The sequence below is a fragment of the Devosia algicola genome (assembly GCF_028816455.1).
GTDB lineage: Bacteria > Pseudomonadota > Alphaproteobacteria > Rhizobiales > Devosiaceae > Devosia > Devosia algicola.
Map to the genome: position 1 here is coordinate 1,855,623 of NZ_CP118246.1, position 14,918 is coordinate 1,870,540.

The 14,918-nt window shown below is 56.7% G+C and carries 15 protein-coding genes and 3 pseudogenes; 10 read left to right on the forward strand and 8 right to left on the reverse strand.

Annotated features, from left to right (window positions below; translation table 11 throughout):
- Window positions 1-14 precede the first annotated feature (14 nt).
- Window positions 15-769 (forward strand): annotated as a pseudogene (locus PSQ19_RS09880) (sulfite exporter TauE/SafE family protein).
- Between the two features lie 60 nt (window positions 770-829).
- Here PSQ19_RS09880 and PSQ19_RS19815 read toward each other — a convergent pair.
- On the reverse strand, window positions 830-1,000 hold the full coding sequence (locus PSQ19_RS19815) for a DUF465 domain-containing protein (RefSeq protein WP_407649150.1): 171 nt from the start codon (window positions 998-1,000) through the stop codon (window positions 830-832).
- A 172-nt stretch (window positions 1,001-1,172) separates the two neighbouring features.
- On the opposite strand from PSQ19_RS19815, the gene PSQ19_RS09885 reads away from it, so the two are divergent.
- From PSQ19_RS09885 to rpsU, 4 genes are all read left to right on the forward strand, one after another.
- Window positions 1,173-1,379 carry a YdcH family protein gene (locus PSQ19_RS09885; protein WP_282220668.1) on the forward strand — a complete coding sequence of 69 codons (207 nt, stop codon included), beginning with the start codon at window positions 1,173-1,175 and terminating at the stop codon, window positions 1,377-1,379.
- Between the two features lie 74 nt (window positions 1,380-1,453).
- Window positions 1,454-1,948 carry a 5-(carboxyamino)imidazole ribonucleotide mutase gene (gene purE / locus PSQ19_RS09890; RefSeq protein WP_282217599.1) on the forward strand — a complete coding sequence of 165 codons (495 nt, stop codon included), beginning with the start codon at window positions 1,454-1,456 and terminating at the stop codon, window positions 1,946-1,948.
- Between the two features lie 6 nt (window positions 1,949-1,954).
- Window positions 1,955-3,040 (forward strand): 5-(carboxyamino)imidazole ribonucleotide synthase, encoded by a 1,086-nt coding sequence (locus PSQ19_RS09895; RefSeq protein WP_282217600.1) that lies wholly within the window; start codon window positions 1,955-1,957, stop codon window positions 3,038-3,040.
- A 200-nt stretch (window positions 3,041-3,240) separates the two neighbouring features.
- Entirely contained in the window at window positions 3,241-3,525 is a 285-nt protein-coding gene (gene rpsU, locus PSQ19_RS09900; protein ID WP_282217601.1) for a 30S ribosomal protein S21, read from the forward strand.
- 186 nt (window positions 3,526-3,711) lie between these two features.
- On the opposite strand, the gene PSQ19_RS09905 is transcribed toward rpsU, so the two are convergent.
- Together PSQ19_RS09905 and PSQ19_RS09910 are read right to left on the reverse strand one after the other, a co-directional pair.
- Complete coding sequence (locus PSQ19_RS09905; protein WP_282217602.1) at window positions 3,712-4,530, reverse strand: alpha/beta hydrolase; 819 nt, start codon at window positions 4,528-4,530, stop codon at window positions 3,712-3,714.
- On the reverse strand, window positions 4,531-5,172 hold the full coding sequence (locus PSQ19_RS09910; protein ID WP_282217603.1) for a DsbA family oxidoreductase: 642 nt from the start codon (window positions 5,170-5,172) through the stop codon (window positions 4,531-4,533). It lies immediately after the preceding gene.
- 180 nt (window positions 5,173-5,352) lie between these two features.
- Here PSQ19_RS09910 and PSQ19_RS09915 point away from each other — a divergent pair, with 180 nt between their 5' ends.
- Both PSQ19_RS09915 and PSQ19_RS09920 read left to right on the forward strand, forming a co-directional pair.
- On the forward strand, window positions 5,353-5,571 hold the full coding sequence (locus PSQ19_RS09915) for a SlyX family protein (RefSeq protein ID WP_282217604.1): 219 nt from the start codon (window positions 5,353-5,355) through the stop codon (window positions 5,569-5,571).
- Between the two features lie 12 nt (window positions 5,572-5,583).
- Complete coding sequence (locus PSQ19_RS09920; protein WP_282217605.1) at window positions 5,584-5,940, forward strand: glyoxalase superfamily protein; 357 nt, start codon at window positions 5,584-5,586, stop codon at window positions 5,938-5,940.
- Window positions 5,941-5,967: 27 nt separating this feature from the next.
- On the opposite strand, the gene PSQ19_RS09925 is transcribed toward PSQ19_RS09920, so the two are convergent.
- From PSQ19_RS09925 to PSQ19_RS09945, 5 genes and pseudogenes are all read right to left on the reverse strand, one after another.
- Window positions 5,968-7,371: an NAD(P)(+) transhydrogenase (Re/Si-specific) subunit beta gene (locus PSQ19_RS09925; RefSeq protein ID WP_282220669.1), complete on the reverse strand. Its 1,404-nt coding sequence runs from the start codon at window positions 7,369-7,371 to the stop codon at window positions 5,968-5,970.
- Between the two features lie 7 nt (window positions 7,372-7,378).
- Complete coding sequence (locus PSQ19_RS09930) at window positions 7,379-7,741, reverse strand: proton-translocating transhydrogenase family protein (protein ID WP_282220670.1); 363 nt, start codon at window positions 7,739-7,741, stop codon at window positions 7,379-7,381.
- Between the two features lie 342 nt (window positions 7,742-8,083).
- Window positions 8,084-9,221: pseudogene (locus tag PSQ19_RS09935) on the reverse strand (Re/Si-specific NAD(P)(+) transhydrogenase subunit alpha); the annotation flags it as partial.
- 55 nt (window positions 9,222-9,276) lie between these two features.
- Window positions 9,277-9,438 carry an aa3-type cytochrome c oxidase subunit IV gene (locus PSQ19_RS09940; protein WP_282217606.1) on the reverse strand — a complete coding sequence of 54 codons (162 nt, stop codon included), beginning with the start codon at window positions 9,436-9,438 and terminating at the stop codon, window positions 9,277-9,279.
- Window positions 9,439-9,498: 60 nt separating this feature from the next.
- Window positions 9,499-11,327 (reverse strand): annotated as a pseudogene (locus tag PSQ19_RS09945) (M3 family oligoendopeptidase).
- A 193-nt stretch (window positions 11,328-11,520) separates the two neighbouring features.
- Here PSQ19_RS09945 and PSQ19_RS20125 point away from each other — a divergent pair.
- The 3 genes from PSQ19_RS20125 (at window position 11,521) to PSQ19_RS09960 (ending at window position 14,840) form a co-directional block, all read left to right on the forward strand.
- A complete protein-coding gene (locus PSQ19_RS20125) occupies window positions 11,521-13,017 on the forward strand; it encodes a sigma-54-dependent transcriptional regulator (protein WP_456077509.1) in 1,497 nt (498 codons plus the stop codon).
- A 127-nt stretch (window positions 13,018-13,144) separates the two neighbouring features.
- On the forward strand, window positions 13,145-14,527 hold the full coding sequence (locus PSQ19_RS09955; RefSeq protein ID WP_282217607.1) for a L,D-transpeptidase scaffold domain-containing protein: 1,383 nt from the start codon (window positions 13,145-13,147) through the stop codon (window positions 14,525-14,527).
- Entirely contained in the window at window positions 14,496-14,840 is a 345-nt protein-coding gene (locus tag PSQ19_RS09960) for a L,D-transpeptidase family protein (RefSeq protein ID WP_282217608.1), read from the forward strand. The genes PSQ19_RS09955 and PSQ19_RS09960 overlap by 32 nt, the downstream gene beginning before the upstream one ends.
- Window positions 14,841-14,918 lie beyond the last annotated feature (78 nt).

Genomic DNA, 14,918 nt, shown 5'->3' on the forward strand with positions numbered 1-14,918 from the left:
ACCCGGAATATATGATGTTTGATCCATGGTTTGTCGCGGTTGCCGTAACCGCCATTATTATCGTTGGCTTGGCTAAATCTGGCCTGTTGGGCAGTCTGGGCGTGGTCGGAGTGCCGCTATTGACGCTGATCATGCCCGCCCGCGAGGCCGCCGGAGTGCTATTACCGGTGCTGCTGGCAATGGATGCGATTGCGATCTACGCGTACCGCAAGCAGGTGGATTGGCACATTCTAAAAATCATGCTGCCGGGCGCGGCGGTTGGAATGCTCTTTGGCTGGGCCATCTGGGCCTTTGTCAGCGATGCTGTTGTTTTGCTGATGGTCGGCGTCATCACGCTGCTGTTCGTGATCGACGCCATATTGCCGATCCGCAAAAAGCTCGAAGGACTGCCGCCGTCTACGCCCTGGGGGCGATTTTGGGGGCGTTTGCGGGTTTCACCAGCTTTGTCAGCCATACCGGCGGCCCGCCGTTTCAGATCTACGTGCTGCCACAGCGCCTGCAACCAGCGCTCTATGCGGGTACGTCCGCGTTCTTCTTTGCAATTGTCAACACCGCCAAGCTCGTCCCCTACTTTTTCCTGGGCCAGCTCTCGCTGCACAACCTTCAGCTTTCGGCCGCGCTGGCACCAATTGGCATGCTGGGCGTTTTAGTCGGTGTCTTTCTGGTACGCCGCATCTCGGCCAAACACTTCTATCGCATTGCCTATTGGCTGGTGTTCGCCCTGGCGCTCAAACTGATCTGGGATAGCCTCAGCGTACTTCTCGCCTGACAGGCACAAAAAAAGGCCGCGGCGATTGCCGTGGCCTTACATGCTGGATAATTGCGTTCCCTACTGTCGCGCTAAACCAGTTAGCTTTGACAGTTCGTCCTTGATACCCAGTTTCTTGCGTTTGAGCTCGCTCAACATAAGGGCGTCCTGTTGGGTGCTTTGCATTGCCGACTGGATCTGCCGATCCAGGCTCTTGATGGCGCCGCTCCAAAGCAGCGATGTGGCCTTCAGTCGTCATAACAACTCCTCTAGCGCTTTGCAGACAGAGCTGATGGTCCCAAATATTTCGTGCGTTGTCGACACTCTTTCCACGCAAAGTGAAAATTGGGTGCAAAACGCGGCGTGATCGGTTAACCAATGATAACATTCTGCGACATGAAGAGTGCGTTTTCATATGCTGCCGCTGACCCGTGAACAAGAAGCCAGCCTAGGTCTGGAGCTCGCGACCAAGCGTCAGGAGCACGCCGATCTGGACGCCGCCATTGCCACGCTTACCCAGTCACACACCACTGACCAAATGCTTATTCAGCGCCTCAAGAAACGCAAGCTGGCGCTAAAGGATCGAATTGTCGAACTGGAAACCATCCTGATTCCCGACATCATCGCCTAAACATGCCGCATGGCTTGAACCATGTTAATTTTTGGGCTAAATGCGCGCTTTGTGCAGCTTGAGGGAACGGCTCCATGCTGACCAAACCACTTGTAGCAATCATCATGGGTAGCCAGTCCGATTGGCCCACCATGCGCCATGCTGCCGAAACGCTTGAAACCCTCGAAGTCGAATATGAGGCGCGAATCGTTTCGGCCCATCGCACCCCCGAACGCCTCTACGAATTTGCCACAAGTGCCAAGTCCGATGGCTTCAGCATCATAATCGCCGGCGCCGGTGGGGCAGCCCATTTGCCTGGCATGCTCGCCGCGCTAACGCCCCTTCCCGTATTTGGGGTACCGGTAAAATCCAAGGCCCTGTCCGGTCAGGACAGCTTGCTGTCTATCGTCCAAATGCCGGGCGGCATTCCCGTCGGCACCTTGGCGATCGGCGAAGCCGGCGCTATAAATTCTGCCCTGCTGGCGGTCGCGGTTTTGGCACTCAACGACGAGGAACTGGCTGACAGGTTGGACCAGTTCCGCGCCAATCAGACGACCAAAGTGCCGTTCTTTCCCTCCGATACCGAGTAGTTTTGCTTGTCCAACAATTTGCCACTGCCCCAGGGCACCATGATCGGCATTCTTGGCGGCGGCCAGTTGGGCCGGATGCTGGCGCTGGCCGCCGCAAGATTGGGCATGCGCACCCACATTTTTTGCCCCGATCCACAAAGTCCGGCGTTTGAGGTCACCCCACATAAAACAATCGCCGCTTATGACGACGACAGCGCGCTGGCGACCTTCGCCGACACAATCGATATTGTTACCTATGAATTTGAGAACGTGCCCGCTGCCACTGCTGAATTCCTAGCGGCGCGCAAACCGCTGCATCCGGCCGCCGATGCGCTGGCCATCTCACAGGACCGGTTGGCAGAAAAGTCGTTTCTGGCGGCCCGCAATATTGCTGTGGCACCCTATCGCGCCGTCGAAACCCTCGATCAGCTGCGGCAGGGATTGGCAGACCTCGGCACGCCCGCCGTGCTCAAAACCACGCGTCTTGGATATGATGGCAAGGGCCAGCGGCTGATCAAGTCACTGAATGATGCCGCAGACGCCTTCGCCACACTCACCCCCAAACCGCTGGTTCTCGAGGCGTTTGTCCCCTTCGATAAGGAAATTTCGGTTGTCGTCGCCCGTAATGTTCAGGGCCAGGTCAAAACCTTCGACGCCGCCGAGAACCTGCATAAAAACCACATTCTGCACACCAGCACTGTTCCGGCCAACATTTCCCCGACACTCGAAAAACACGCCGGCATGGCCGCCAAGGCAATCGTCATCGCTCTGAACTATGTCGGCGTGCTCGGCGTGGAGTTTTTTGTTGTGCCCGGCCAGGATCGTCCCAACCTTATCGTCAATGAAATTGCCCCGCGCGTACATAACTCCGGCCATTGGACCGAAGCAGTGTGCCTGACCGATCAGTTCGAGCAGCACATTCGCGCCATTCTCGGCTGGCCACTCGGCGATCCGACCCGTTTGGCTGACGTGGTGATGCAGAACTTGATCGGCGACGAATCGCTGGCCCTTGAAGAGCTGTTGGCGGCAGGTTCGCAGCCCCACCTATACGGTAAAACTGCGCCGCGTCCTGGCCGCAAGATGGGTCATTTCAATAGGATTGTGCCCAAATAAGCTGCGACACGGTGATCCGCCGCGCCATTGGCGCAATATTCCGGCCAGAACATGATTTTCCGGCGCCAAGTGTGGACAAGTGCCGACGCTTGGGCTATACAGCGCGCCACGATGACTAGCTCAGCTGGTCGGCGATGAGGCTTTTTGGCCTTGGCGCTATCATTCACACATTGTCCAAGCTTCGAAAGGGCGGTTGACCTTTGCAAGTAGTCGTTCGCGATAATAACGTTGACCAGGCGCTGCGCGCGCTTAAGAAAAAGCTGCAGCGCGAAGGTGTCTTCCGTGAAATGAAGCTGCGCAATTATTACGAAAAGCCCTCTGAAAAGAAGGCACGCCAGAAGGCTGAGGCTATCCGCCGCGCCCGTAAACTGGCTCGTAAGCGCGCTCAACGCGAAAGCGGTCTGCCCGCACCATCTTCAGGTCGTCCAAGTGCACCGCGCCCATCAGCAGCCGCTGCGGCACCGGCGGCAACGCCGCGCACCTAAGTCGACCAGCGCAACAGCGAATTTTGATAGCGCCGTTCCCCGCGAACGGCGTTTTCGTTTGCGATATTGATTGATCCGCAGGGCCGCGGCTACCATCACTGTCCGACAATGTCATATAGACGTTGCATGCCTTGTTGCGTCGACCACAGGGCAATTTCAGATGGCTCTCTGTGCCCAAAGCGGCCGTTACCCGTGCTCCCCAGCCTCTGCCCGTTGGAAAAATGCTGCGGCATGGTACCAGATGCCAGCGTCCCAGAGGCTTGAATGTGTGCCATCCGGCACTATCCACAGTTCGTCCTTGTTCGGCGCCAGCTTATAGAGCCGTTCCGCGTTTGAAACATCAATCGTTGTGTCCGCCGTCCCATGGGCAATTAACACCGGTTCGCTGACCTTGGTGATCCACTCGTTAACAGGAAACTGATCCTGCATCACCCAATAGACCGGCAGGAGCGGATAGCGCTCGGCGGCAACATTGACGGCTGAAAAGAACGGGGTTTCAAGCAACAATGCGTCGGCATCGCGCACGCTGGCAACGTAGCTGGCAGGCCCCGACCCGAGCGAACGTCCCCAGATAACAATCGGAAAGCCTTTGGTATCTGCCCAGTCAAACGCTGCTAGTGCATCCTCAAGGATACCCGCTTGCGAGACGTTACCCGGAGAGGCCGGGAATCCACGATAATCGAAAGCCAAAAAGCCAAAGCCATCTTGCGTCCAGCGCGCAAAGCGTTCGTGCTCGTGGCTAAAGCTGCCTGAATTGCCCTTGTAATACAGGATCAATGGCTTGCCCGTCTGCGGCGGCGCATACCACGCGGCCAAGGTGCCATCGCCTGATGGGATTGTTACGTCCTCAGCGCCAACTATGTCCGTACTGGCCAGCTCTGTTATTGCCCCTTCAGTGTCGTATTGCAGCGACCGCTGCATGACCGACATGCCCAAAACCACGCCGCCATAAGCCAGAACTGCGAGGACGATTAGCCCAATGCCAACGCGTTTGACCCACCTCATTCAGTCCATCTCCGCCAGCGTCTGGGCTATCGCGTCCTCAAACACCTGCTGGGGTTGAGCCCCTGAGAGTGCGTATTTTTGGCCGAGAACGATAAACGGAACGCCGGTAATGCCCTGCTCCGACGCTTGTGTCGCCAATTGCTCAGTGATTGCCAGCTCGTGCTCATCGTTGATCGCATCCATCGCGTCGCCTCGATCAAAGCCGAATTCGACCGCAATATCGGCCAGAACATTATCGTCGTTGATTTGACGGTGTTCGAGAAAATAGGCCTCGGCGATAGCATTGGCGAACTCGTGCTGAATGCCCAACGGTTTGGCGAGGCGCGTCAAGGTATGGGCTTTCGCCGTTGGATAGCGCATCGGCTGCTTGGCAAGGTCCAGGTCAACACCGTCCTTTCGCGCCTCCGCTTCGACCCGATCCCACATTTCCCGCGGGTCCTTGCCATATTTCGCCCGCAACACATCGGCTACCAAAACACCCTCCTTGGGTGTATTGGCATCGAGGTAAAATGGATGATTATCGACAATCACCTCAATCTCGTCGGGGAGCGTCGCAATCGCCTTGTCCAGACGCACCGAACCCACCAGGCACCACGGACACACCACGTCGGTAAATATGTCGATCTTGAGAGTCTTGCCCATACCGCAATCCTTTTTCTCGCAGGCACTGTTCGTTCGCCCCTCACATGGGACACCAAGCCGGCGCATGCAAGAACATGGCGTGAGCCTAACCGGGCTAGTCCACCAGCGTCAAGTCGCCTCGCTTGACCAATAACGGTCTGCGGTTCAATAACAGCGCTTCTCCCCGGCTGGAGCCTGATCATGACCGACCCGACCAACCTTTCCGAGCGACTCGATGCGCTGGAAATGCGCATCGCCTATCAGGATCACACGATTGATGAGCTAAACGGCACCATCACCAAGCAATGGCGCGTTATTGACCTGCTGACGCGTAAACTGACATTATTGGAAGAACAAGCCAAATTGACCGGCGGTGGCGCTGGAGATACACGTGCCGAACCGCCACCACCCCATTACTAGAGTAGGGCAGCCGTGACCGTTCGCCGCATCGTTGCAAATATGTTCGCCGATGATCCCCAACAGGCGCAAAGCTTTTATCAGGACTTTTTGGGACTGGAACTGGCCATGGATCACGGCTGGATAAAAACGTTCGTCTCCGGGGACGCCACAATGACCCCGCAGATGAGCGTCGCCAGCCAAGGTGGCTCGGATACACCGGTGCCAGCAATATCCATCGAAGTGGACGATGTAGACCAATTGTATCAACGTGCCGGCAGGGTCGACCTTGAAATTGTCTATCCGATAACCGATGAGCCTTGGGGTGTACGCCGATTTTTCGTACGTGATCCCTTTGGCAACATCGTCAACATCCTGTCCCACAGCCAGTAAAAAGCCCGCCGAAGCGGGCTTTGGTATTCAGTGATCAAGGGCTTTGACGATGTCCTCAGTCATTTTCTTGGCGTCGCCAAACAGCATCATGGTGTTGTCGCGGAAGAACAATTCGTTCTGCACGCCAGCATACCCCGCTGACATGCCGCGCTTGATGAACAATACCGTCCCCGCATCTTCGACATTGAGCACCGGCATGCCATAAATCGGCGATGTCTTGTCGGTTTTGGCCGAAGGATTGGTCACGTCATTGGCGCCGATAACGAAGGCCACATCTGTCTGAGCGAATTCGGAGTTTATGTCTTCTAGCTCGAACACTTCATCATAGGGCACGTTGGCTTCAGCCAAAAGTACGTTCATGTGCCCAGGCATACGACCGGCCACCGGGTGAATGGCGTATTTGACGGTGACGCCTTCTTTTTTGAGCATGTCGGCCATTTCGCGCAGCGCATGCTGAGCCTGCGCCACGGCCATGCCATAGCCCGGCACGATAATGACCTTGGTGGCGTTTTTCATCAGGAATGCAGCATCGTCCGCCGCGCCCTGCTTGACGGGACGATCATCTTCAACGCCCGACGAGGCTGCTGCCGCGTCGCCGCCAAAACCGCCCAGAATCACCGAGATGAAACTGCGGTTCATCGCCTTGCACATGATGTAGGACAGAATGGCACCCGATGAGCCCACCAGCGCCCCGGTAATGATCAGAGCCGAATTGCCAAGCGTGAAGCCGATACCGGCCGCCGCCCAACCCGAATAGGAATTGAGCATCGACACCACCACCGGCATATCCGCCCCGCCAATCGGGATGATCATCAACCCGCCCAGCACCAGGGCCAAAATCGTGATCAACCAGAAATAAACCGGGTTGGCCGTCATGGTCAGCGCAATAACGAGAATGACCAGGATCACGCCAATGGCGATGTTGATCATATGGCGCGATGGCAAAATAATAGGCTTGCCGCTCATATTGCCATTGAGCTTGGCAAAGGCGATGACTGAACCGGTAAAAGTGAAAGCACCAATGGCAACGCCAAGGCTCATTTCGATCAGGGCCTGGGCATGGATGGCGCCGGTTTCACCGATACCGAACGCCTCAGGCGCATAGAGCGCCGCGGCAGCGACAAAGACCGCCGCCAGACCAACCAGCGAGTGAAATGCGGCAACGAGTTGCGGCATGTCTGTCATTTTGACGGTGCGCGCCATGTATGCGCCAATTGCACCGCCGATGCCGATACCACCAATGATCAGGAACCAGCTGATAAAATCTGACGGCGCCGCCAGTGCCAGCGTCGTCAGAATGGCGATGCCCATACCGATCATGCCGAAGCGGTTGCCCTGCTGGGCTGAACGGGGGCTAGACAGGCCACGCAGCGCAAGAATGAACAGAACGCCTGAAATCAGGTAAAGAATGGCTGCAATATCTGCAGAGATCATCGGCTCAGCCCTTCTTCTTGTACATTGCCAGCATCCGCTGGGTGACGAGGAATCCGCCGAAAATATTGACGCTGGCAAAGATCAGCGCAATGAAGCCAAACACCTTCGATATCCAGTTGCTGTCGGCCGCTAGTTGCACGCCAACGGCCAGAAGTGCCCCCACAACGATCACCGAGGAAATCGCATTGGTAACGCTCATCAGCGGTGTGTGCAGCGCCGGTGTAACCGACCACACAACGAAATAGCCCACAAAGATCGCCAACACGAAAATCGCCAGGCGAAAGGTGAATGGATCGATCGCACCGCCACTGGCAGCGTGGGCCGCAGCGGCGAGCGCATCGGCGGTTTGTTCTGCCGTTGTTTCCATTATTTGGTGTCCTTCGGAGCCTGATTTACTGGCCGCCGGTTTGCGCGTCGAGGTCGACTTTCGCGCTGTTGCAGTTTTGGCAGGAACGGCAGCCGCCGTGTCCATCACCGCGGTTGCCTTGCGAACGGCCGCGTGCTGGGACGGCGTCTTGGCAGGCTTGGCCGCGCGCGGTTTGGCCTTTGTAGTTGCCGCGCCCGACCTAGCCTTTTTGGCCGGTGCCTTACGCGTACTTGCCTTGGTGGCGCTCGATTTGGCTGACGTAGACTTTGCCGTCGCAGTCTTTGCCGTCGCAGTCTTGGCGGCTCCAGACTTGGCAGCAGCCGAGGCGGGTTTGGCCTTGTCCGTCTCTCCCGAGACAAAGTTGGGATGAACCACCGCACCGTCGCGTGTCAGCACGGTCGCCTTGACCAGTTCATCGTCCCAATCAATTGCCAATCCAGCAGTTTTGGCATCGATCAATGTGGTCAGGAACGCCAACAGATTGCGCGCGTAGAGCCTGGCTCGCCGTCGTCGGAATGCGACCCTGCACATTGGTATAGCCAATGATCTTGACACCGTTGTGCTCGACGATCTTGCCCGGAACTGTCAGTTCCACATTGCCGCCGCGCTCGGCGGCCAGATCGACAATTATCGAGCCTGGCGCCATGGATTCAACCATCGCCTTGGTGACCAGTCGCGGCGCCGGACGTCCAGGAATCAGCGCGGTAGTGATTACGATATCTTGCTTGGAAATGTGAGAGGCGGTCAGTTCGGCCTGCTTGGCCTGATAGGCCGCCGACATCTGCTTGGCATAGCCGCCAGCAGTCTCAGCCTGCTTGAATTCTTCATCCTCAACCGCAACAAACTTGCCGCCCAGCGACTCGACCTGTTCCTTGGCAGCCGGCCGAACATCGGTCGCGGAAACGACGGCGCCGAGGCGCTTGGCCGTCGCGATTGCCTGCAGCCCGGCAACGCCCGCGCCCATGACAAAGGTCTTGGCTGGTCGAACCGTGCCTGCTGCCGTCATCATCATCGGCATGGCCCGATCAAATTCTGCCGCGGCGTCAATAACCCCCTGATAGCCAGCCAGATTGGCTTGTGACGACAGGATATCCATGACCTGAGCACGCGTGATGCGCGGCATGAACTCCATGGACATTGCTGTCACATTCGCCTTGGCCAGTGCGGCGATATCCTTGTCATTGCCATATGGATCGAGGGCACCGATAACCAACGCTCCCTTGGCGACACCTGAAAGGCTGGCGGCGTCTGGCCGTCGTACGCACAAAACCACCTCAGCACCTTTGAGCGCTGCGCCAGCTGTAGCCGCAATCTTGGCGCCCGCAGCCTCATATTCGGCATCCAGCATGCGCGATCCGAGACCGGCACCTTTCTCGACGCTGACCTGGGCGCCAAGCCCAACCAGTTTACCCACCGTTTCCGGTGTGGCCGCAACGCGATTTTCGCCGTCGAAGCGCTCGCGCACTATTGCGATGTTCATGAACGTCTCCTGCCGCCCGCCGGACGGCAGGCTCGGGTGTTACCTGGATCAGCGCTTATGGCTGGACCAGGAAATAAAGGATCACCACGACGACAGCCGTAGTGATGATCGAATATTTGATCAGCGACACAAACCCATTGTAGGTCTGCTCGTGCTGCTTGTAGTCCATTGCGCTTTCGTGAACCAATGGGGGTAGTGGTTCGTGCTTATTGGCCATTTTGTCCTCAATTTTGAATTAGTCTTTAGTCTAGGCACGCCGACTGCGCTTCAAATCGCACTAAGCGCCGCTGGTCGCTTCCAGCTCATCGATCAATCCCTCAATCATCGACAGGCCCAGTGACCAGAACTGCGGATCCTTCGCATCAAGGCCAAAAGGCGCCAACAGTTCGGAATGATGCTTGGACCCACCTGCCTTTAGCAGATCGAAGTATCGTTCCGCAAAGCCATCCGATGCCTTTTCATACTGCGCATAGAGTGAGTTCACAAGGCAATCACCAAACGCATAGGCATAGACGTAGAACGGTGAGTGGATGAAGTGCGGAATGTAGGCTCCAGAACACATCATAGCCTTCATTGAATTCTATGGCATCACCGAGACTTTCCCGCTGTACATCCATCCAGAGCGCATTGATTTCTTCGGTGCGCAATTCGCCTTTGCGTCGTGCCAGATGTACCTCGCGCTCAAAGGTATAAAAGGCAATCTGACGAACCACCGTATTGAGCATGTCTTCGACTTTGGACGACAATAGTGCGAAACGCTGCTTGTTGTCGGTGGTCTTGTCGAGAATCGAGCGGAAGGTCAGCATTTCACCAAATACGCTTGCGGTTTCCGCCAGCGTCAATGGCGTATTAGCCAGAAGCGGCCCCTGTGCGGCGGCCAGGCGCTGATGCACGCCATGGCCCAATTCGTGAGCCAGGGTCATCACATCTCGCGCGCGCCCCATATAGTTGAGCATCAAATAGGGATGGGCGCTCGGCACGGTAGGATGGGCAAATGCGCCAGACAATTTGCCCTTGCCGGTAGGTGCATCTATCCAGCCACCGTCAAAAAACGGCATGGCCAATTCGGCCAGTTTTGGTGAAAACTGACCATAGGCATCAAGCACGGTGGTCTTGGCGGTTTCCCAGTCGAAAACCCGATCATCGGACGTTGGAAGCGGCGCATTGCGGTCCCAGGCGTTGAGCTTTTCCTGCCCGAACCATTTGGCCTTCATTTTGTAGTACCGATGCGACAGACGCGGATAAGCCTCGCGTACCGCGCTCTGCAACGCATCCACCACCTCGCGCTCAACCGAGTTGGCCAGATGGCGGCTGTCGGCAATGTCGCCATAACCGCGCCAGCGATCCGAAATTTCCTTGTCCTTTGCCAGCACATTGGTGATGTGGGTCAGAAGACGGGCATTGTCCGTCAGCACCTTCGAGATCGCATGAAACGCGGTCTCGCGTGTTTTCGCATCGCGATCAGAAAGGCGATGTAGCGTCGCCTCAAGGCTGAGCGTTTCCCCGTCAACGTCAAGCGTCAGTGCCGCCAACGTCTCGTCGTAGAGGCGGTTCCAGGCAGAAAACCCGGTGGTCGACTTGTCATGAAACAGTTCCTCCACACGGTCTTCCAACTGATAGGGCTTTGCTTTGCGTAGTTCCTCAAACCATGGCCGATAGCGCGCCAAAGCCGCGTCGCCCTCAAAAGCCTTCTCAAGTACGCTATCTTCGATCCGGTTGAGCCTCAAGTTCAAAAAACAGCACCCGGGTTGAAAGCTTGGTCAGCGCCTCATTGACATCGCCCATAAACTTGGCGCGGTCCGGGTCAGTTGCGTTCTGCGCATATTGCAGAAAAGCATAGGAGCCGATCTTACCGCTGAGATCACCCAATGCCTCGGTATCGGCAATCGCCTCGATCAACTTGCCCGCCTTGGTCAGTTCGGCAAGTTTGCCCTTGTATCGGGCCTCCAATGCGGCCGCATCCACACTGGCTTTTTCCAGGTCCGCTTTGAATTCGGCGCTGTCCCGACCCGGATAAAGATCACTCAGGTCCCATACCGGCAATTTGCCGAATTTGTCCGGTCCTTCCTGACTTGCGGATTGGCTGGCTTGAGCAAAATTGATCATGAAGGCGCTCCTGGACGGCTTGAATTTGTGCCGGACCATAGCCAGACAGCGCGCCCCTGCCAAGGCTGGCAATTTTCTGCGCGCCAAAGGGCAACTTCGGTATGATTAATCCCCTCTTAAGGCCCTTTGTTCATCATCATCCCAAAACGGCACAGCACGATTCGTGCACGACCAGAAATTATCAAGAGGTCAGATGACGCGCGTTCTAATTGTCGACGATGATCCGGTGCAACTGCGCCTCACCGCCGAAGTGGCCAATCGCGCCGGTTTCAAGCCGCTTACCGCAACCGGCGGCGAACAGGCGCTGTCTATCTTGCGCGACGACCGGTCGATCGGCGCGGTCATTCTTGATCTGGTCATGCCCGATCTTGATGGCATGGCCGTCATGGAAGCCATGAGCCGCGAAGAGTTGCGCACCCCTGTCATCATCCAGACCGCCCATTCCTCGCTGGAGACAGTTATTACCGCCATGCGTCAGGGTGCGGCTGACTATTTTGTCAAACCAGTGGCGCCGGAACGGCTGATCATATCACTGCGCAACGCGATCAAGCTCGACACACTTGAGTCAGCAGTCCGTGCAGAACGCTCCCGACGTGGCGGTACGTTCACGGCCGCAGACATGATTGCACGAGCGCCTGCAATGACGCGTGTTCTCGAGCTGTGCGCCAAGGCCGCCAAAAGCACCATTCCGGTATTGATCGAGGGCGAAACGGGCGTTGGCAAAGAACTGATCGCGCGCATTATCCAGGGCACCGGCGACCGTTCAGGCAAACCCTTTATCACCGTCAATTGCGGCGCCATTCCTCCCAATCTTGTTGAATCCGTACTGTTCGGCCACAAGAAGGGCTCGTTTACCGGCGCCCACGCCGACCGAACCGGAAAATTTGCCGAAGCACACAATGGCACCCTGTTTCTGGACGAGATCGGTGAACTACCGCCTGAAATGCAGGTCAAACTGTTACGTGTGTTGCAGGAAGGTGAAATCGAGCCGATTGGCGCGACCCGACCTGAACGCGTCAATGTGCGACTGATTTCCGCCACCAATCGACGGCTGCTCAATCTGGCAAAAACCGGCGAGTTTCGTGAAGACCTCTACTACCGACTCAATGTTTTTCCCATCTATGTGCCGCCCCTGCGCGAACGCAAGCAGGACATCGCCGAACTAGTCTCCCACTTCATTGCGCGCTTTGCCGCCGAAACAGGCAAGCGCATACTCGGCATATCGGGCGACGGACTGGCTCTGTTGCAGACCTATGACTGGCCAGGCAATATCCGCCAACTCGAAAACTCCATCTACCGCGCCACTGTTTTGTCGGATGGCGCCTATCTCGAGACGGTCGATTTCCCGCAAATTATTGCCCACACCGCGGGGCGCGATCAGGCAATGCAATCGCTGAACAAGGTCAATGTGCCCGCCGCACCGACTCACATCGACAACGCCCCTGCCCGCACGCGCACGCTGCCCCCCCCGATGAGCAACCGCATCCGGACCGCTTTCTGGATGACAGCGGCGAGATCACCGCGCTGGCTGAAATCGAGCGGGCTGCCATCGTCTTTGCCATTGCCCACTATGGTGGACGAATGTCGCGCGTGGCACGCGCCCTCAAGATTGGCAGGTCCACACTCTACCGCAAACTACACGAATATGGATTGGCCGACTCCGTTCAAAGCGATGCCGCTTGACTGGTGAAACATGGTGCGGGACCGCCGAGCGGTGTGGTCACCGTTGCAACAAGGCCACAGCACGCACTCACAACATCGCGAGCGATTGCACCTGTTAACCTTTCCGGAGTAGGTAAAATGCTCGGAATCGGCGCATGATCGCGGCGTTTTCAGGGCACGCTGGTCCGCACGGGGGTAAAGATTTCATGATCAAGCTGTCAGTTTGCCTGCTCGCCAGCACGCTTTGCCTGGGAATGGCTCTTCCTGCAGCCGCCCAGGATGTCAAAGTTGCCAGCACGACCTTGACCCGTATTGTCATTGCGCCGCCCCAGACAGCACTAGCGCGAACCATCAAGACCGGACTGTCCGCTGCCTATTATGGCGCCAGACGCGATACCGCCGCCTATGACGAGGCTCAAAAGCTCTACTTCTTCTATGGCGAGCGCCACTTTGAGCCACTTTGGCTAAATCAGGCTGCCGACGGTAGTTTGGCTTTTTCTCCGACCGCTCAAGCTATCGTCTCGATCTTTGCCGATGCCGCCAAAGAGGGACTGCGCCCAACAGATTATCTTACGCCCAACCTCGATGTGGCGGCTGCCGCTGGCGATCCTGCAAAAATGGCGGCGCTTGAGACAGCGTTTTCAGCAGCGCTGGTGCGCTATGCCGACAATCTTCTCAATGGGCGCATTCGGCCGGGATCGATATCCTCCGATCTCGACATCGCCCCCAAGTCACTCGACGCGACCCAATTGCTTCTCGATATCGCCAAGGGTCAGGATCCCAAAACTGTGCTTGCGAAATTTGAGCCCAAGCACCGCGAGTTTCTGCAGCTCAAGTCTGCCCTCGCCAATTTTGATGCCGACGCCAAAAACGACAAAGTCTCGATTCCGAGCGGACCTTCATTGCGTTTGGGAATGAGCGACGAGCGCGTTCAGTTGCTGCGTCAACGCCTCGATTTGACCGACACGGTCGACGATCCGTCGATTTACGACGCAGCGATTGTCGCGGCGGTTAAAGATTTCCAGGCCAGCAAAAGTCTGACTGCAGATGGCATCGCTGGTCCAGCAACGATCGCTGCGTTGAATGGCGGCCCCACCGTTACCCGCGATGACATTATCGCGAACATGGAACGGTGGCGCTGGATGCCGACCGATCTGGGCGATTTCAACGTGCTGGTCAATGTTCCTGAGTACCGTCTTTCCGTTAATCAGAATGGCAAGTCGATTTATTCCACCCGTGTCGTTGTCGGCAGCAAGGCCCATCCGACACCGATTTTTTCGGACAATATTCGTCATCTGGTGGTCAATCCATACTGGAACGTGCCCAGTTCGATCATCAAAAACGAGATCGCCGGCAAGACGCTGGCCAATCCCAACTATATTGCCAGCCAGAACATGGATCTGATCTACAATGGTAATGTGATCAGCGCCAACCAGGTCAACTGGTCAGAGCCTAGGCAACAGCTTTCCGTTCCGCGTACGCCAGCGTCCCGGTGCGAGCAATGCATTGGGTCGGATCAAGTTCCTGTTCCCCAATAAGCATGACGTCTATTTGCACGATACCCCGTCCAAATCATTGTTTTCGCGTAGCTATCGCGCCTATAGCCATGGCTGCGTCCGGGTGCAGGATCCCATGGATTTCGCCGACGCCCTGATGAAAAACGAGCCCAATATCAGTCGCGCCTCGCTTGAATCCATGATCGGCTCGAGCGAGCGCTGGGTTAATCCCGAGCACAAGATTCCGGTTCACATCGCATATTTCACCCTGCGGGTGCAGCCCGACGGCAACATTACTTCCTATGCCGATATTTATGGCCACAACGCCAAACTGATTTCCGCACTCAACAAATAGAACGCTTGCACCGACTGCGACAGGCCGCCGAGTTTACCTTGTCTTAAGGAATTCGCCTTGGTTCTGTCCATTTTTGCC